Origin of the sequence: Streptomyces sp. Da 82-17 (assembly GCF_046098215.1) — a bacterium.
Classification (GTDB): Bacteria; Actinomycetota; Actinomycetes; order Streptomycetales; family Streptomycetaceae; genus Streptomyces.
This window is the reverse complement of record NZ_JBJURH010000003.1, coordinates 292,071-310,149: the sequence shown is the minus strand read 5'-3', so window position 1 is coordinate 310,149 and position 18,079 is coordinate 292,071. Positions and strand designations below refer to the sequence as shown.

The following is an 18,079-nucleotide window of genomic DNA, read 5'->3' as shown; positions in this document are numbered from 1 at the left end:
TTCGGGAAGGGGCGGGGAGGGGAAGAATCAGCGCCCATGACCAGCCCCGCCGCCGACCTCGAAACGTACTGCACCACCCTCACCGAGCAGACCGACCTCCTCTCCACCCACACCCGCACCGCGGACGAATCCCTCCCCGTCCCCACCTGCCCCGGCTGGACCCTCGCCGACCTCCTCCGGCATGTGGGCGACACGTACGCCTGGGCCGAACGCCTCGTCCGCACCCGCGCCGCCGGCCCCGAGCACCTCACCGCGGGGCAGACCGCCCCCGTCACCGCCGCCCACCTCGCCGCGACCCTCCGCGCCGCCGGCCCCGACACCGAGCTCTGGTCGCCCGCACCCCCGCACAGCCCCCTCTTCTGGGCCCGCCGCATGGCCGTGGAGGCGACCGTCCACCGCTACGACGCCGACCGCGCCCTCGGCATCCCGTACGAACTCGACCCGGCGACCGCCCTCATCGGCCTCGGCGAGTGGGTCGAGATGAGCACCCTGCCGCAGGCCTTCCCCTCCGCCGACGCGCGCCGCGCGCTCCTCGGCCCGGGCCGCACGATCCATCTGCACGCCACCGACACCCCGGACGCCGCCGGCGAGTGGCTCATCGACCTCACCGGTGAGCACGGCGACGACATCCCCGTACGCCACGCGCACGAGAAGGCCGCCGTAGCCGTCCGCGCGCCCGCCGCCGAGCTGCTGCTGCTCATGTACGGCCGCCGCACCCTCGCCGACGACGGCGTCGAGTCCTTCGGCGACACCGCCCTCTTCGAGGAGTGGCTGAAGAACTCCGGCGACTGGTCCCGCCGCCCCTGACCCCCGGGGCACGCGAGCGGGGCGGCCACCGCAGTGACCGCCCCGCTCAACTCCCGTACGGGAAAACCTACTTGGACTCGCCGAGCATCGCCTCGACCTTGCCCCGCACCTCGTCCGTCGCGAGGCCCCGGATCGTCAGGGTCGTACGGCGGCGCAGCACGTCGTCCGCGGTCTCGGCCCACTCGTGGTCGCGGGCGTACGCGACCTGCGCCCAGATCTCCGGGGCGTCCGGGTGGATGCGCTCCGCGAGGGCCGGGTCCTCGTTGGCGAGGCGCGCGATGTCGAAGGACAGCGAACCGTAGTGCGTGGCCAGGTGCCGCGCGGTGTCGGCGGACATCCGCGGACCGGGCGTACCGCCGTCCACGAGCAGCCGGTGCGCGACCGCGTTCGGGTTGGAGATGCCCGGCAGCGGCAGCTTCTTCGGCAGCTGCGAGATCGGCTGCATGTCCTCGCCGAGCGGGTGGCCGGGCAGCTCCGCCAGCTTGTTCATGATCGTGCGGCCGATGTGCCGGAACGTCGTCCACTTGCCGCCGGCGACCGACAGCATCCCGCCGCGGCCCTCGGTGACGACCGTCTCCCGCTTCGCCTTCGAGGTGTCCCCGGGCCCGCCCGGCAGCACCCTGAGGCCCGCGAAGGAGTACGTGATCAGGTCCCGGGACAGCTGCTGGTCCCGGATCGAGAACGCCGCCTCGTCCAGGATCTGCGCGGTGTCCTTCTCGGTGACGGACACGTCGCGCGGGTCGCCCTCGTACTCCTCGTCCGTCGTGCCGAGCAGCAGCATGTCCTCCCAGGGCAGGGCGAACGTGATGCGGTACTTGTCGATCGGCGTGGCCAGCGCGGCCTTCCACGGGGCGGTGCGCTTGAGGACCAGGTGCGCGCCCTTGGAGAGGCGGATGGACGGGGCCGCGTTCTCGTCCTCCATCTTCCGCAGGTGGTCCACCCACGGGCCGGTCGCGTTCAGCACCAGGCGGGCGTTGACGCCGAACTCCTCGCCCGACATGCGGTCCTTCAGGTCGGCGCCGGTGACCCGGCCCTTGGTGAAGCGCAGGCCGGTGACCTCGGCGTGGTTGAGGACGACGGCGCCCGCCTCGACGGCCGCGCGGACCGTCATCAGGGCCATCCGGGCGTCGTTCATCTGGTCGTCGCCGTACACGGCCACGGCCTTCAGGTTGTCGGTGCGCAGCTCCGGCACGTCCTGCGCGGCCTTGGACGGCGAGAGCAGGTGGCCGACGCCGTCGCCGAACGCCGACAGCGCGCTGTACGCGAACACGCCCGCGCCCAGCTTCGCGGCGCCGTGCGGGCCGCCCTTGTAGACGGGCAGGTAGAACGTCAGCGGGTTGGCGAGGTGCGGCGCCACCTGACGGGACACCGCGCGCCGCTCGAAGTGGTTCTCCGCGACCAGCTTCACCGCGCCGGTCTGCAGGTAGCGCAGACCGCCGTGGAGCAGCTTGGAGGAGGCCGACGAGGTGGCGCCGGCGAAGTCACCGGCGTCCACGAGGGCCACCCGCAGGCCGGCCTGCGCCGCGTGCCAGGCGGTCGAGATGCCCAGGATGCCGCCGCCGACGACGAGCAGGTCGTACGTCGCCTTCGCGAGCTGCTCGCGGGTCTCGGCGCGGCTCGGGTTCGAACCGCCCGCCGGGTGCAGCCCGAGCGCCGGGTAGGCGGGGCCGTTCTGCAGGGTGGGGGTGCTCATGGGTGAATGCTCCTCGTCAACTCGTCCGACCGAGGTCCAAGGCCCCGTCCGGGGGCCACGGCCTGTCAGGGGTCAGGGGTGGCCCCGTGCGGGGTCAGTCCTCGTCCTCGATCCAGCCCATGGTCCGCTCGACGGCCTTGAGCCAGTTCTTGTACTCGCGGTCCCGCTGCGCTGCGGGCATCCGCGGGGTCCACTCGGCGGCCCGGCGCCAGTTGGCGCGCAGGGCGTCGGTGTCCGGCCAGAAGCCGACGGCGAGGCCGGCGGCGTAGGCCGCACCGAGGCAGGTGGTCTCGGCGACCATCGGGCGCACCACGGGCGCGTCCGTGAAGTCGGAGATCGTCTGCATCAGCAGGTTGTTGGAGGTCATGCCGCCGTCGACCTTGAGGGCCGCGAGGTCGACGCCGGAGTCCTTCGTCATGGCGTCGGTGATCTCGCGGGTCTGCCAGGCGGTGGCTTCCAGGACGGCGCGCGCGATGTGCGCCTTGGTGACGTACCGGGTCAGGCCGGCGATCACACCGCGGGCGTCGGAGCGCCAGTACGGGGCGAACAGGCCGGAGAACGCCGGGACGAAGTAGGCGCCGCCGTTGTCCTCGACCGACGACGCGAGGGTCTCGATCTCGGCGGCGGACTGGATGAGCCCCATCTGGTCCCGCATCCACTGCACCAGGGAGCCGGTGACGGCGATGGAGCCTTCGAGGGCGTAGACCGGCTTCTGCTCGCCGATCTGGTAGCCGACGGTGGTGAGCAGCCCGTTGTACGAGTTGACCGGCTGGTCACCGGTGTTCATCAGCATGAAGGTGCCGGTGCCGTACGTGGACTTGGCCTCGCCCTTCTCGAAGCAGGTCTGGCCGAACAGGGCCGCCTGCTGGTCGCCGAGCGCGGAGGCCACGGGCACGCCGTCGAGGACGCCGCCCTTGGTGTGGCCGTACACCTCGGCGGAGGAGCGGATCTCGGGGAGGACCGCGGCCGGGATGCCCATCGAGCTGAGGATGCGCTCGTCCCAGGCCATCTCGTGCAGGTTCATCAGGAGGGTGCGGGAGGCGTTGGTGACGTCGGTGACGTGGACGCCGCCGTCGGTGCCGCCGGTGAGGTTCCAGATGACCCAGGAGTCCATGGTGCCGAAGAGGATGTCGCCGCGCTCGGCGCGCTCGCGCAGCCCCTCGACGTTGTCGAGCAGCCAGCGCACCTTCGGGCCCGCGAAGTACGAGGCGAGCGGCAGGCCCGTCTCGCGGCGGAAGCGGTCCTGGCCGACGTTGCGGCCGAGCTCCTTGCAGAGCGCGTCGGTGCGGGTGTCCTGCCAGACGATGGCGTTGTGCACCGGCTCGCCGGTGTTCTTGTCCCAGAGCAGCGTGGTCTCGCGCTGGTTGGTGATGCCGATCGCCTTGACGTCGGCGGCGGTGATCTGAGCCTTGGCGATGGCGCCGGCCACCACGCTCTCGACGTTGGCCCAGATCTCCTTGGCGTCGTGCTCGACCCAGCCCGGCTTCGGGAAGATCTGCTCGTGCTCGCGCTGGTCGACGGCGACGATCCGGCCGTCCTTGTCGAAGACGATGCAGCGGGACGAGGTGGTGCCCTGGTCGATCGCCGCGATGAAGGGCCCTGCGGTGTGTGCGTCGGTCACTGTGTGCTCCAGAGGTCTTTGGTACGGCGGCGCTGTGCGCTCGGCCTGTCGGTGGTCCGGTGGCTGCCGTGGCTTCCGTGGCTGCTCAGGCGAAGGCGACGTTGTAGATGCCTGCCGCTATGGCGCCGCCCAGGAGCGGACCGACGACCGGGATCCAGGCGTAGCTCCAGTCCGAGCCGCCCTTGTTGGGCAGCGGCAGCAGCGCGTGCACGATGCGCGGACCGAGGTCGCGGGCCGGGTTGATGGCGTAGCCGGTGGGCCCGCCGAGGGAGAGGCCGATGCCGACGACGACCAGCGCGACGAGCAGCGGCCCGCCCCAGGCGACGCCCTTGCCACCGTCGGCCAGGCCCAGGCAGAGGATGCCGAGCACGAGCACGGTGGTGCCGATGACCTCGGTGGCGAGGTTCTGGATGGGGTTGCGGATCTCGGGGGAGGTGAAGAAGATCCCGTGCACGGGGCCGGGGTTGGCGGTCTTCTGCTCGGCGACCTCGGGGGAGTTGAGGTGCTCCTTGAAGTGCCCGTAGTACGCGAGCCACACGAGCGTCGCGCCGATCGTGGCGCCGAGCATCTCGCCCCCGAAGTACGCCGGGGTGTCGCTCCACGTGGGAGCGCCCTCGCCGCCGTTGAGGACGACGCCCACGGTGACCGCGGGGTTGAGGTGCGCGCCGGACTTGGCGGCGATGTAGGCGCCGGTGAGGACCGCGAAGCCCCAGCCGAACGCGATGGCGACCCAGCCGGCGTTGAACGCCTTCGAGCGCTTCAGGGTGACGGCGGCGCACACGCCACCGCCGAGCAGGATCAGAACAGCGGTACCGATGGTCTCGCTGATGAAGATGTCGGAGCTGGACACCCGCGACTCCTTTGTCCTTCGTCCAGGGGAAGGCGAACCACGGGTCCCGCCGGTGGTTCGCGCCCTCAGGCTGAGGGCGTTTGGCCCGATCCGCCTTGCGACACCCTACCTTGCATTACCGGTAGGTGTTCGACAATGCCGACCGATGAACGGCAGTTTTGCCTCCGGGTTAAGTGGACGTCAAGAGCTGTGTGAGGGGTATCGCGATCGTTATCCACCGCACGGGAATTCGCACGTCGAGAGGCTGTCACCCCAGTGACAGAGCGGCTACCGACGGGTACGAAAAGCCTGCCCGCGGGGCGATTCCAGAGCGCGCGGAAGCCTCGTACCCAAGCCCGGTCCCGTACGGGGGAGTGCGGTCGCCGGGCGGCCGCGGGCGGCTCAGAAGCGGCCCGCGCCCAGGTCCCGCGAGACCGCGCGGGCGCAGTCGCGCACCGCTGCCACGAGTTCGGAGCGCAGCTCGCCGTCCGGGCAGAGCCGCTCCACGGCGCCCGTGACACCCACCGCGCCGACCGGCATCCGCCGCCGGTCGTGGATCGGCGCCGCCACCGAGGCCACGCCCTCCCAGGTCTCCTCCACGTCGTCCGCCCAGCCGCGCGCCCGCGTGAGGTCGAGCAGCTGCTCGAACGCGGCCGGCTCGGTGACCGTGCGCGGCGTGAAGTCCTTCCGCTCGCCCTCGACGGCCTCGCTGTGCGCCACCGGGTCGTATGCCGAAAGGACCTTGCCGAGGGCCGTGGAGTGCAGCGGCTGCATCGCGCCGACCTCCAGGACCTGCCGGCTGTCGTCGGGCCGGAACACGTGGTGCACGATCAGCACGCCCTGCTGGTGCAGCACGCCCAGGTAGACGCTCTCGCCGCTGGACCGGGCCAGGTCGTCCGCCCAGACCAGGGCGCGGGCGCGCAGCTCGTGCACGTCCAGGTAGCTGTTGCCGAGGCGGAGGAGCTCGGCGCCCAGCTGGTAGCGGCCGGAGGCGGCGTCCTGCTCGACGAAGCCCTCCTGCTGGAGGGTGCGCAGGATGCCGTGCGCGGTGCCCTTGGCCAGGCCGAGTGCGGAGGCGATGTCGGAGAGGCCGAGGCGCCGCTCGCCGCCCGCGAGCAGCCGCAGCATGGCCGCCGCCCGCTCGAGCGACTGGATGTTCTTCGCCACCGCGTCGGCTCCCTTCCCACTGTCGGCGCGCCCGGGGTCGGTGCGTCCCCGTTCCTGCGCCTAGTACGTGCCCCGTTCGGCAATGCTGAACACTATCGGCCCATGCCGAACTTGTCCTAACGCACGACGCGCTCGACCGCCTTCCGTGCACACGCCGGAAGCCCTGGGTGCGGCGGGAGTTCACGGGGTCTCCGCCGCCGGTGGCCGATTCTGCACGCTCCGTCGTCCGGGGCCCGAGCCGGGTGCCGTACGACCCTTCCGGGGGAAGCGGCGCGGGCCGACCTGACCGAGTCGCTGTCTGCCTGCTGGACGCCCTTCCCACGAGGGCGGTGCACCCGGCTACCCTGGCCGCGTGCGGCTTCCCGCCGGTAGCCGCAAAGCCGACAGCCGTCGCACTCCAGGGAGATCGTCCATGGCCTCGCAGCCGACCCCCGTAAACACGAGCACGACCCGCGCGGACGCCTTGCGCGCCGCCCTCGCCTCCCGAGTGGTGGTGGCCGACGGGGCGATGGGCACGATGCTCCAGGCCCAGGACCCGAGCCTGGACGACTTCCAGCAGCTCGAGGGCTGCAACGAGATCCTCAACATCACCCGCCCCGACATCGTCCGCTCGGTGCACGCCGAGTACTTCGCGGTCGGCGTGGACTGCGTCGAGACCAACACCTTCGGCGCGAACTTCGCGGCCCTCGGGGAGTACGACATTCCCGAGCGCGTCTTCGAGCTGTCCGAGGCCGGCGCCCGCATCGCCCGCGAGGTCGCCGACGAGTTCACCGAGTCCACCGGGCAGCAGCGCTGGGTCCTCGGCTCGATGGGCCCCGGCACCAAGCTCCCCACCCTCGGCCACGCCCCGTACGTGAAGCTCCGCGACGCCTACCAGCAGAACGCCGAAGGCATGATCGCCGGCGGCGCCGACGCCCTCCTGGTGGAGACCACCCAGGACCTGCTGCAGACCAAGGCCGCGATCCTCGGCGCCCGCCGCGCCCTCGACGCGACCGGCGTGAACCTGCCCGTCATCTGCTCGGTCACCGTCGAGACGACCGGCACCATGCTCCTCGGCTCCGAGATCGGCGCCGCCCTGACGGCCCTGGAGCCGCTCGGCATCGACATGATCGGCCTCAACTGCGCCACCGGCCCGGCCGAGATGAGCGAGCACCTGCGCTACCTCGCCCGCCACTCCACCGTCCCGATCTCCTGCATGCCGAACGCGGGCCTGCCCGTCCTCGGCAAGGACGGCGCCCACTACCCGCTCACCCCGCAGGAGCTGGCCGACGCCCAGGAGACCTTCGTCGGCGAGTACGGCCTGTCCCTGGTCGGCGGCTGCTGCGGCACGACGCCCGAGCACCTGCGCCAAGTCGTCGAGCGGGTGCGGGAGTTGACGCCGACCGAGCGGACGCCGCAGCCGGAGCCGGGCGCCGCCTCCCTCTACCAGACGGTGCCGTTCCGCCAGGACACCTCGTACATGGCGATCGGTGAGCGGACGAACGCGAACGGGTCGAAGAAGTTCCGTGAGGCCATGCTGGACGGCCGCTGGGACGACTGCGTGGAGATGGCCCGCGACCAGATCCGCGAGGGCGCGCACATGCTGGACCTGTGCGTGGACTACGTCGGCCGGGACGGCGTCGCCGACATGGAGGAGCTGGCGGGCCGGTTCGCGACCGCGTCGACGCTGCCGATCGTCCTCGACTCCACCGAAGTCGACGTCATCCAGGCCGGGTTGGAGAAGCTCGGCGGCCGCGCGGTCATCAACTCCGTCAACTACGAGGACGGCGACGGCCCCGACTCCCGCTTCGCGAAGGTCACCCGCCTCGCCCAGGAGCACGGCGCCGCGCTGATCGCCCTGACCATCGACGAGGAGGGCCAGGCCCGCACCGTCGAGAACAAGGTCGCCATCGCCGAGCGGATCATCGACGACCTGACCGGCAACTGGGGCATCCGCGAGTCGGACATCCTGATCGACACGCTGACGTTCACGATCTGCACGGGCCAGGAGGAGTCCCGCAAGGACGGCGTCAACACCATCGAGGCGATCCGGGAGTTGAAGCGCCGCCACCCGGACGTGCAGACCACCCTCGGCCTGTCCAACATCTCCTTCGGCCTCAACCCGGCCGCCCGGATCCTGCTCAACTCCGTCTTCCTGGACGAGTGCGTGAAGGCCGGCCTGGACTCTGCGATCGTGCACGCCTCCAAGATCCTCCCGATCGCCCGGTTCGACGAGGAGCAGGTGCAGACCGCCCTCGACCTGATCTACGACCGGCGCGAGGGCGACTACGACCCGCTGCAGAAGCTGATGGCCCTCTTCGAGGGCGCGACCACGAAGTCCCTGAAGGCGGGCAAGGCCGAGGAGCTGGCCGCCCTGCCGCTGGACGAGCGGCTGCAGCGCCGCATCATCGACGGCGAGAAGAACGGCCTGGAGGCCGACCTCGACGAGGCCCTCCAGGACACCCCGGCCCTCGACATCGTCAACAACACGCTCCTCGAAGGCATGAAGGTCGTGGGCGAGCTGTTCGGCTCGGGCCAGATGCAGCTGCCGTTCGTGCTCCAGTCCGCCGAGGTCATGAAGACCGCGGTCGCCTACCTGGAGCCGCACATGGAGAAGTCCGACGCCGAGGGCAAGGGCACCATCGTCCTCGCCACGGTGCGCGGCGACGTCCACGACATCGGCAAGAACCTCGTCGACATCATCCTGTCCAACAACGGCTACAACGTCGTCAACCTGGGCATCAAGCAGCCCGTCTCCGCGATCCTGGAGGCCGCCGAGGAGCACCGGGCCGACGTCATCGGCATGTCCGGTCTCCTGGTCAAGTCGACCGTGATCATGAAGGAGAACCTGGAGGAGCTCAACCAGCGCAAGATGGCCGCCGACTTCCCGGTCATCCTGGGCGGCGCCGCCCTCACCCGCGCCTACGTCGAGCAGGACCTCCACGAGATCTACGAGGGCGAAGTCCGCTACGCCCGCGACGCGTTCGAGGGCCTGCGCCTGATGGACGCGCTGATCGCCGTCAAGCGCGGCGTCCCCGGCGCCACCCTGCCCGAGCTCAAGCAGCGCCGCGTGAAGGCCGCCTCCGTCCAGGTCGAGGAACGGCCCGACGAGGGCCCGGTGCGCTCCGACGTCGCCGTGGACAACCCGGTGCCCGAGCCGCCGTTCTGGGGCACCCGCGTCGTCAAGGGCATCCAGCTCAAGGAGTACGCGTCCTGGCTGGACGAGGGCGCGCTGTTCAAGGGCCAGTGGGGCCTCAAGCAGGCCCGCACCGGTGACGGCCCCACGTACGAGGAGCTCGTCGAGACCGAGGGCCGGCCGAGGCTGCGCGGCTGGCTCGACCAGCTGCAGACCAAGAACCAGCTGGAAGCCGCCGTCGTCTACGGCTACTTCCCGTGCGTGTCCAAGGGCGACGACCTGATCCTCCTCGGCGAGGACGGCGCCGAGCGCACCCGCTTCACGTTCCCGCGCCAGCGCCGCGGCCGCCGCCTGTGCCTCGCGGACTTCTTCCGCCCGGAGGAGTCCGGCGAGACCGACGTCGTCGGCCTCCAGGTCGTCACCGTCGGCTCGAAGATCGGCGAGGCCACGGCCGAGCTGTTCGAGGCCAACTCGTACCGCGACTACCTCGAACTCCACGGCCTCTCCGTGCAGTTGGCCGAGGCCCTCGCCGAGTACTGGCACGCCCGCGTCCGCTCCGAGCTCGGCTTCGCCGGCGAGGACCCGGCCGAGATGCAGGGCATGTTCGACCTCAAGTACCGCGGCGCCCGCTTCTCCCTGGGCTACGGCGCCTGCCCCGACCTGGAGGACCGCGCGAAGATCGCCGAGCTCCTGCAGCCCGAGCGGATCGGCGTCCAGCTCTCCGAGGAGTTCCAGCTCCACCCCGAGCAGTCCACCGACGCCATCGTGATCCACCACCCGGAGGCGAAGTACTTCAACGCACGGTGACGACGCACAACCACAGGTGAGGCCCTCGTCGGACAGGCGAGGGCCTTATCCCGAGGCGTTTCCACGTCCGTCGACGTACACTGGTCGGTCCAGTGCAGGCCGGTCGGCTACGGAGCGGGTTTCACCCCCGCTGCGCAGGTCGACCGGCCTTCTCGTCCCTTACGGAGGTGTGCCCGGATGACCACAACGGTCCCCGCAGTCGGTACCGGAACGGCCGAAGGCTCCGCCCTGCAGGCCGTGCTCCTCGACATGGACGGCACCCTGGTCGACACCGAGGGCTTCTGGTGGGACGCCGAGGTCGAGGTCTTCGCGAAGCTGGGCCACGCCCTGGACGAGTCCTGGCGGCACGTGGTCGTCGGCGGCCCCATGACCCGCAGCGCCGGCTTCCTCATCGAGGCCACCGGCGCCGACATCACGCTGCCCGAGCTGACCGTGCTGCTCAACGACGGCTTCGAGGACCGCATCAGCCGCAAGCTCCCGCTGATGCCCGGCGCCGCCCGCCTGCTCGCCGAACTGGCCGCGCACGAGATCCCGACCGCCCTGGTCTCCGCCTCCCACCGCCGCATCATCGACCGCGTCCTCGACTCGCTCGGCCCGCAGCACTTCGCCCTCACCGTCGCGGGCGACGAGGTGGAGCGCACCAAGCCGCACCCCGACCCGTATCTGCACGCCGCCGCCGGCCTCGGCGCCGACCCCGCGCGCTGCGCCGTCGTCGAGGACACCGCCACCGGAGTGGCCGCCGCGGAGGCCGCCGGCTGCCGCGTCGTCGCCGTCCCCTCGGTCGCGCCGATCACCCCCGACGGAGGCCGTACGGTCGTCTCCTCGCTGGAGGACGTGAACCTCGCGTTCCTCCGCGGACTGATCCCGCTCCCCTCCGAGAACTGACCCCGCCGGTCCGCCGAGCCCCGACCGGGCCGCCTGCCGGACAGGCCCGGATTGGCGGGAGTTCACCCCGCACGTGACTTCCGGGCGTGAGCTTTGTCACGCGAGCGCCGGTCGACAGCCCTGCCCGGATGTGCTGCAAGCCTTACAGGGCAAGGGACTTGCGTGACCTTGTGTCCCGATTCATTGCCGCGTGCACGAAAACTTCCGCGGTTGGGTATTCGTTGCGTCCACATCCGCTGTCACAGCGTGATTACCGTCCAACTCCGGGCGTCTCCAGCGTTCCTGACAGCGCGGACTAATCTCGTCGCGAGAACATCGCACCGCATCCCGTGCCTCCCCGACCCACCCCTGTCGCGGAGGCCGCGGGGACGAACGTTGGAGAAGTCCGAGCATGAACCGCAAGACCCTGGTGCTGCCGGCCGTCATCGGCCTGCTCGCCCCGGCCCTCGCCGCCTGCGGCGCGGTGGACGGCGGCGACGACAAGGACGGCGCCATCGTCGTCGGCACCACCGACCGGTTCTCCACCTCGGGCGGCACCCCGGCCCCCTTCGACCCGGCGTACGCGTACGACGCGAGCTCCTGGAACGTGCTGCGGCAGACCGTGCAGACCCTGATGCACCTGCCCCGCGGCGGCGGCGAGCCCGAACCGGAGGCGGCCGAGCGCTGCGGCTTCACCGACAGCGGCAACGAGCGCTTCGAATGCACCCTGCGCGGCGGCCTCAAGTTCTCCGACGGCAGCGAGATGACCGCGGACGACGTGAAGTACTCCATCGAACGCGTCCTCACCATCAAGGACAAGAACGGCCCCTCCGGCCTCCTCGCCAACATCGACGCCGTCGAGACCAGCGGCGAACGCAAGGTGATCTTCCACCTGAAGAGCGCCGACGCCACCTTCCCGTACAAGCTGGCCACCCCCGCCGCGGGCATCGTCAACCCCGAGAAGTACGACGCGAAGAACCTGCGCAGCGGCTTCGACATCGACGCGTCCGGGCCGTACACCCTGAAGACCGAGGTCGACGACAACACCGTCGTGAAGGCCGTCTTCACCAAGAACCCGCACTACAAAGGCAACTTGACGCCGAAGAGCAGCAACACCGTGGAGCTGCGCTCCTTCGACGACTCCAACGCCATGGGGGAGTCCCTGGAGAGCGGCGACATCGACCTGATGGCCCGCAGTCTCGACGCCGCGCAGGTCAAGAAGCTCTCCGAGAACGACGACGACAAGATCGACGTCGTGGAGATGCCCGGCCTCGAAATGCGCTACCTCGGCTTCGACACCGACGCCCCCGAAGTCAAGAACCGCGCCGTCCGCCAGGCCATGGCCCAGCTCGTCGACCGCGGCGAGATCACCTCCAAGGTGTACGGCGACGCCGCCGAGCCGCTCTACTCCCTCGTCCCGGCCACCATCACCGGGCACACCAACTCCTTCTTCAACGAGTACGGAGACCCCAGCACCGCCAAGGCCCGCGCCCTCCTCGCCAAGGCCGGCGTCGACACCCCCGTCGAGCTCACCCTGAACTACACGACGGACCACTACGGCCCCGGCACGAAGACCGAGTTCGAGCTCCTGCGCAAGCAGCTCAACGCCTCCGGGCTCTTCGACGTCGACATCAAGGGCACCGACTGGCTGAAGTTCCGCCCGAACGAGCTCGACGGCAAGTACGCCGTCTACGGCATGGGCTGGTTCCCCGACTTCCCCGACGCCGACAACTTCATCGCGCCGTTCCTCGACAAGGACAACTTCCTCGCCTCGCCGTACGCGAACCGCACGATCCGCAACACCCTCATCCCCGAGTCCCGCCAGGAGACCGACCGGCTCTCCGCCGCCGAGCCCATCGAGGACGTCCAGGACATCGTCGCCCGTGACGTCCCGGTCCTCCCGCTGTGGCAGGGCAAGCAGTACGTCGCCGCCCGCGACGACATCACGGGCGTCGAATGGGCGCTCAACTCCTCGTCCAACATGCAGCTCTGGGAGCTGGGCCGCGGCGCCGGCGCCTGAACCGGCCGACCCGACCGGCCCAACCTCCGTACGTACAGCACCACGTGAACCACTGCGCACCAAAGGAACGAACCAGAACGTGAACAAGCGCACCCAGCGGTACGCCCCGTTCCTCGCGGCCTCCCTCGCCGCCGCGGGACTGCTCACCGCCTGCGGCACCGACAAGGGCGCCGAGGACACCGCCGGCGCCGTGGTCATGGGCATGTCCGACGAGGTCCTCGCCACCGACCCCGCCGCAGGCTACGACCCCGGCTCGTGGCTGCTGTTCAACAACGTCTTCCAGTCGCTGCTCAGCTTCCCCAAGGGCGGCACGCAGCCCGAGCCCGACGCGGCCGAGGAGTGCGGCTTCACCGACGCCCACACCCGGGTCTTCAGCTGCACGCTCCGCTCCGGCCTGAAGTTCAGCAACGGCAACGCGCTGACCTCGAAGGACGTCAAGTTCTCCTTCGACCGCACCCGTGAGATCAACGCCGCCGACGGCCCCGCCGCCGTCATGCTCTCCTCGATCGACCACGTGGAGGCGCCCGACGCCCGCACGGTCGTGTTCCGCCTCAAGAAGCCGGACGCCACCTTCCCCAGCAAGATCGCCACCGGCGCGGGCGCCATCGTCGACCACCGCGTCTACCCGGCGGACCGGCTGCGCGACGACGACAAGGCCGTCGGCTCCGGCCCGTACACGCTGGAGTCCTTCAGCGACGAGCAGGCCGCCTTCAAGGCCAACACCAAGTACCGCGGCCCGGCCGAGCGCAAGAACTCCGCGCTCACCCTGAAGTTCTTCCACGGCGACCGCGACAAGCTCAAGCAGGCCATCCTCGACGGCGGCATCGACCTCGCCTACCGCGGCCTCGCCGCCGAGGACATAGCCGACATCGAGAAGAAGGGCGACGCGTCCGGCGTCGAGGTCGTCGAGGGCTCCAGCGCCGAGGTCCAGCACCTCGTCTTCAACATGGACCACCCGGTCACCGGCAAGCCCGGCGTCCGCAAGGCCATGGCCTACCTCCTCGACCGCGAGGCCCTCGTCAACAAGGTCTACGAGGACACCGCGACGCCGCTGTACTCGATCATCCCGTCCGGCATCACCGGCCACACCACCCCGTTCTTCGACACGTACGGCGACAGCCCGCGCCGCGACAAGGCCGCCGCCGCACTCCGCCAGGCCGGCGTGCGCGGCAAGGTCGACCTGACCCTGTGGGCCACCCCGTCCCGCTACGGCCCGGCCACGGTCCAGGAGTTCAAGGCCATCGCCGACCAGCTCAACGCCAGCGGCCTCTTCGACGCCGACGTCAAGTCCGTGCCCTTCGAGCAGTACGAGAAGGACATCAAGGACGGCAAGTACGGCGTCTACGTGAAGGGCTGGGTCCCCGACTACCCGGACCCCGACAACTTCACCCAGCCGTTCTTCGGCCACGACAACGTGCTGCAGAACAACTACAGCAACAAGTCGATCACCGACCGGATCGTCCCCAACACCGCCGCCGTCACCGAACGGGCCGCCACCGCGAAGGACTTCGGCGAACTCCAGGAGATCGTCGCCGACGAGCTGCCCGTCCTGCCCGTCTGGCAGGGCAAGCAGTACGCCGTGACCTCCGACCGCGTCACCGGCGTCGAATGGTGCCTCGACGCCTCCACGGTCTTCCGCTTCTGGGAACTCGAGAAGCACTGACCTGCACACGGCAGGACGCACGACGGCCCGGGGCGGAGGATCGCCCCGGGCCGTCGCGCGCGTCCGTTCCGCTACTGCGCGCCGGGCCGCACCAGCCCGCTCTCGTACGCGTACACCGCCGCCTGCACGCGGTCGCGCAGGCCCAGCTTGGTCAGCACATGGCCCACATGCGTCTTCACCGTGGTCTCGCTGACGAACAGGTCCGCCGCGATCTCCGCGTTCGACAGGCCACGCGCCACCAGCTTCAGCACCTCGACCTCGCGCTCGGTCAACGTGTGCAGCGTGTCCGGCACCGGCTCCTCGCCGGACGGCAGATGGTCCGCGTACTTGTCGAGCAGCCGGCGGGTGATGCTCGGCGCCAGCATCGCCTCGCCCGCGGCGACCACCCGGATCGCCTGCACCAGCTCGTGCGCCGGCGCGTCCTTCAGGAGGAAGCCGGAGGCGCCCGCCTTGAGCGCCTCCACCACGTACTCGTCGAGGTCGAACGTCGTCAGGACGAGCACCTTCGCCGGGCCGTCCCGCTCCGGGCCCGTGATCTGCCGGGTCGCCTCCACCCCGTCCATGCGGGGCATGCGGATGTCCATCAGCACGACATCGGGCTGCAGCGCACGCACCTGGTCGAGCGCCTGCAGCCCGTCACCCGCCTCGCCGACGACCGCGAGATCCTGCTCGGCCTCCAGAATCATCCGGAAGCCGGTGCGCAGCAGCGGCTGGTCGTCGACCAGCAGAACGCGGATCGCCACGAGATATCTCCTTCGAGAGCGGACGGTCTAGACCGGGTCGCCCATTCTGCCCTGCTCGTCCCCGCCGGAGCCGGGCGCCCTGACCGGAAGGGGATACGGCGGGGGAGTCCCCCCGAATTCCGGGCAAACCGCCTGATGGTCGCACCAGCCGCACAGCTTCGTGCGCCGTGGCCGCCAGTCGCCCGACTCGGTCGCGATCCGGATCGCGTCCCACAACGCGTGCAGCTTCCGCTCCACCCGCTCCAGATCCGCCGGCACCGGGTCGTACGTCAGCACATCGCCGCTGCCCAGATACACCAGCTGCAGCCGCCGCGGCACGACACCCTTCAGGCGCCACACCACCAGCGCGTAGAACTTCATCTGGAACAGGGCGCCCTCCGCGTACTCCGGGCGCGGGGCCTTGCCCGTCTTGTAGTCGACGATGCGGACCTCGCCCGTCGGCGCCACGTCCACGCGGTCGATGATGCCGCGCAGCTTCAGGCCCGACTCCAGCTCCGCCTCGACCAACAGCTCCCGCTCGGCCGGCTCCAGACGCGTCGGGTCCTCCAGCGTGAACCAGCGCTCCACCAGCGCCTCGGCCTGCGCCAGCCACTCGGCCATGCGCTGCCCGGCGCCCTCCTCGTCCGCCTCCCCGAACAGCTCCGCCAACTCCGGCTTGGACGCCCGGAGTCGGTCCCACTGGCCGGGCAGCAGGGACTTCGCGCGCGGCGGGGTCCGCTCGGCCGCCGGGGCGTCGAAGAGCCGCTCCAGGACCGCGTGCACCAACGTCCCGCGCGTGGCCGCCTCGCTCGGCTTCTCCGGCAGCTTGTCGATCACCCGGAAGCGATAGAGCAGCGGGCACTGCATGAAATCGCTCGCCCGGGACGGCGAGAGCGACGCCGGAGGGACTGCGGCCACGGCAGTGTCGGTGCTGTTTTCCATGGAGAAGACCCTACGACCCGCCACTGACAGCGGACGCATACCATCGACGTCACACCCTCTCGCACTGCATGATCAGAGAACCAGCGGCTCACGGCGCCCGACGGGACGCGCCGGCCGGCAGACGGGCGGGCGCGTCACACGGCGGCGGAAGACGCTTCGAACGAGGAGACAGGGTCACAGTGGACGAGAGCGGCCAGCCGCGCTCCCGGGCCGGGGGAGCGGCCCCCGGTACGGACGAGAGCGCCCGGCGGGACCAGACCCGGCGCGCCGACGAGGAGAACGCCGAGCGCACGCCGGACGAGCCGAGCGAGCCGAACGAGCCGAAGGAGTCCGCCGTACGGGAACCCGCCCCGGCGGACGACGCACCCCAGGAGCCTTCCGCGGCACGGGAGTCGAAGCCCGAAGCGGAGTCGGAACCGGAGCCGCAGCGCGAGCCCGGGCCGACGCCTGAAGAGCCTCGGGCCGAGCGCGCGCAAGAACCGGCGACGGAAACCCCCGGACCCGCAACGCCCGAACCCGCGAAGCCGGAACCCGCGAAGCCCGACCTCGCGAAGCCGGAACCCGCGAAGCCGGAACCCGCCCCCAAGCCCGCGGCCCTCCCCGCTCCCGCCCCCAAGCCGGAGCGGACCCGCGGCGGGATCGTGATGGGCCGGATCTTCGGAGTGCCGATCCACGTCGCACCCAGCTGGTTCCTCGTCGCGGCCCTCATCACCTGGGTCTTCGGCGCGCAGCTCGACCGGATCCTGCCCGAGCTCGGCGCCCTGCGCTACCTCGTCTCGCTGTTCTTCGCGGTCGCCTTCTACGCCTCCGTGCTGGTCCACGAACTCGCCCACACCGTCGTCGCGTTGCGGTACAAGCTCCCGGTCCGCCGCATCCAACTCCAGTTCTTCGGAGGCGTATCGGAGATCGAGAAGGAGTCCGAGACCCCCGGCCGCGAGTTCATGCTCGCCTTCGTCGGCCCGCTCCTCTCCCTCGTCCTCACCGCCGTCTTCTACGCGGGCATGTACGTCGTCGAACCCGGCACCGTGCCCGGCGTCCTCATGGCCGGCCTGATGATCTCCAACCTGATCGTGGCGATCTTCAACCTGCTGCCCGGCCTGCCCCTCGACGGCGGCCGCATGCTCCGCGCCGTCGTCTGGAAGCTCACCGGCAAGCCCATGGCCGGCACCGTCGCCGCCGCCTGGGTCGGCCGCGCCCTCGCCGTCTCCGTACTCATCGGGCTCCCGCTGCTCACCCAGTCCGGCGCCCTCGGCGGCACCGCCCCCCGCAGCATCGGCATGGAGACCGTCACCGACGCCCTGCTCGCCGCCATCCTCGCCGCGATCATCTGGACCGGCGCCGGCAACAGCCTCCGCATGGCCCGCCTGCGCGAACACCTCCCGCAGCTCCAGGCCCGCAAGCTCACCCGCCGCGCCGTCCCCGTCACCTCCGACACCCCGCTCTCCGAAGCCCTCCGCCGCGCCAACGCCGCCGGCGCCCGCGCCCTCGTCGTCGTCGACAGCGAAGGCGACGCCACCGCGCTCGTACGCGAAGCCGCCATCGTCGGCGTCCCCGAACACCGCCGCCCCTGGGTCGCCGTCAGCGGACTCGCCCAGGACCTCACCGACGGCATGCGCGTCTCCGCCGAACTCGCCGGCGAAGACCTCATCGACACCCTGCGCGCCACCCCCGCCACCGAGTACCTCGTCGTCGAACCCACCGGCGAGATCTACGGCGTCCTCTCCACCGCCGACGTCGAGCGCGCCTTCGTCAAGGCCATGGCCCGCTCCCACTGACCGCACCGCTCCACCCGACCCGCACCCCCCGGTCGTCGGCGCCCCCTCGTGGTC

The 18,079-nt window shown here is 70.8% G+C and carries 12 protein-coding genes; 6 read left to right on the top strand and 6 right to left on the bottom strand.

What is annotated here, in order from left to right; genetic code table 11:
* Positions 1-36 precede the first annotated feature (36 nt).
* A complete protein-coding gene (locus ACIDOF_RS06855) occupies positions 37-807 on the top strand; it encodes a maleylpyruvate isomerase family mycothiol-dependent enzyme (protein ID WP_409004792.1) in 771 nt (256 codons plus the stop codon).
* A 67-nt stretch (positions 808-874) separates the two neighbouring features.
* Here ACIDOF_RS06855 and ACIDOF_RS06850 read toward each other — a convergent pair whose 3' ends face one another.
* The 4 genes from ACIDOF_RS06850 to ACIDOF_RS06835 form a co-directional block, all read right to left on the bottom strand.
* A complete protein-coding gene (locus ACIDOF_RS06850) occupies positions 875-2,500 on the bottom strand; it encodes an FAD-dependent oxidoreductase (RefSeq protein ID WP_409004791.1) in 1,626 nt (541 codons plus the stop codon).
* A gap of 94 nt (positions 2,501-2,594) precedes the next feature.
* Positions 2,595-4,121 (bottom strand): glycerol kinase GlpK, encoded by a 1,527-nt coding sequence (gene glpK, locus ACIDOF_RS06845; protein WP_409004790.1) that lies wholly within the window; start codon positions 4,119-4,121, stop codon positions 2,595-2,597.
* An 85-nt stretch (positions 4,122-4,206) separates the two neighbouring features.
* Positions 4,207-4,971 (bottom strand): MIP/aquaporin family protein, encoded by a 765-nt coding sequence (locus ACIDOF_RS06840; RefSeq protein ID WP_409004789.1) that lies wholly within the window; start codon positions 4,969-4,971, stop codon positions 4,207-4,209.
* Between the two features lie 381 nt (positions 4,972-5,352).
* Positions 5,353-6,117, bottom strand: coding sequence for an IclR family transcriptional regulator (locus tag ACIDOF_RS06835; protein WP_409004788.1), 765 nt, complete (start codon positions 6,115-6,117; stop codon positions 5,353-5,355).
* Positions 6,118-6,529: 412 nt separating this feature from the next.
* Here ACIDOF_RS06835 and metH point away from each other — a divergent pair, with 412 nt between their 5' ends.
* The 4 genes from metH (at position 6,530) to ACIDOF_RS06815 (ending at position 14,586) form a co-directional block, all read left to right on the top strand.
* A complete protein-coding gene (gene metH / locus ACIDOF_RS06830; protein ID WP_409004787.1) occupies positions 6,530-10,039 on the top strand; it encodes a methionine synthase in 3,510 nt (1,169 codons plus the stop codon).
* Positions 10,040-10,216: 177 nt separating this feature from the next.
* Positions 10,217-10,924 carry an HAD family hydrolase gene (locus tag ACIDOF_RS06825; RefSeq protein ID WP_409004786.1) on the top strand — a complete coding sequence of 236 codons (708 nt, stop codon included), beginning with the start codon at positions 10,217-10,219 and terminating at the stop codon, positions 10,922-10,924.
* Positions 10,925-11,315: 391 nt separating this feature from the next.
* Positions 11,316-12,923 (top strand): ABC transporter substrate-binding protein, encoded by a 1,608-nt coding sequence (locus tag ACIDOF_RS06820; protein ID WP_409004785.1) that lies wholly within the window; start codon positions 11,316-11,318, stop codon positions 12,921-12,923.
* A gap of 79 nt (positions 12,924-13,002) precedes the next feature.
* On the top strand, positions 13,003-14,586 hold the full coding sequence (locus ACIDOF_RS06815) for an ABC transporter substrate-binding protein (RefSeq protein ID WP_409004784.1): 1,584 nt from the start codon (positions 13,003-13,005) through the stop codon (positions 14,584-14,586).
* Positions 14,587-14,657: 71 nt separating this feature from the next.
* Here ACIDOF_RS06815 and ACIDOF_RS06810 read toward each other — a convergent pair whose 3' ends face one another.
* Entirely contained in the window at positions 14,658-15,329 is a 672-nt protein-coding gene (locus ACIDOF_RS06810) for a response regulator (protein ID WP_409004783.1), read from the bottom strand.
* Between the two features lie 27 nt (positions 15,330-15,356).
* A complete protein-coding gene (locus tag ACIDOF_RS06805; protein ID WP_409004782.1) occupies positions 15,357-16,250 on the bottom strand; it encodes a RecB family exonuclease in 894 nt (297 codons plus the stop codon).
* 179 nt (positions 16,251-16,429) lie between these two features.
* Here ACIDOF_RS06805 and ACIDOF_RS06800 point away from each other — a divergent pair, with 179 nt between their 5' ends.
* Entirely contained in the window at positions 16,430-18,025 is a 1,596-nt protein-coding gene (locus tag ACIDOF_RS06800; protein ID WP_409004781.1) for a site-2 protease family protein, read from the top strand.
* Positions 18,026-18,079 lie beyond the last annotated feature (54 nt).

Excerpts from the sequence above, each read along its gene's own strand:
- metH (WP_409004787.1), top strand. The coding sequence starts at position 6,530 with ATGGCCTCGCAGCCGACCCCCGTAAACACGAGCACGACCCGCGCGGAC.
- ACIDOF_RS06805 (WP_409004782.1), bottom strand. The coding sequence starts at position 16,250 with ATGGAAAACAGCACCGACACTGCCGTGGCCGCAGTCCCTCCGGCGTCG.
- ACIDOF_RS06855 (WP_409004792.1), top strand. The coding sequence starts at position 37 with ATGACCAGCCCCGCCGCCGACCTCGAAACGTACTGCACCACCCTCACC.
- ACIDOF_RS06850 (WP_409004791.1), bottom strand. The coding sequence starts at position 2,500 with ATGAGCACCCCCACCCTGCAGAACGGCCCCGCCTACCCGGCGCTCGGG.
- ACIDOF_RS06825 (WP_409004786.1), top strand. The coding sequence starts at position 10,217 with ATGACCACAACGGTCCCCGCAGTCGGTACCGGAACGGCCGAAGGCTCC.
- ACIDOF_RS06820 (WP_409004785.1), top strand. The coding sequence starts at position 11,316 with ATGAACCGCAAGACCCTGGTGCTGCCGGCCGTCATCGGCCTGCTCGCC.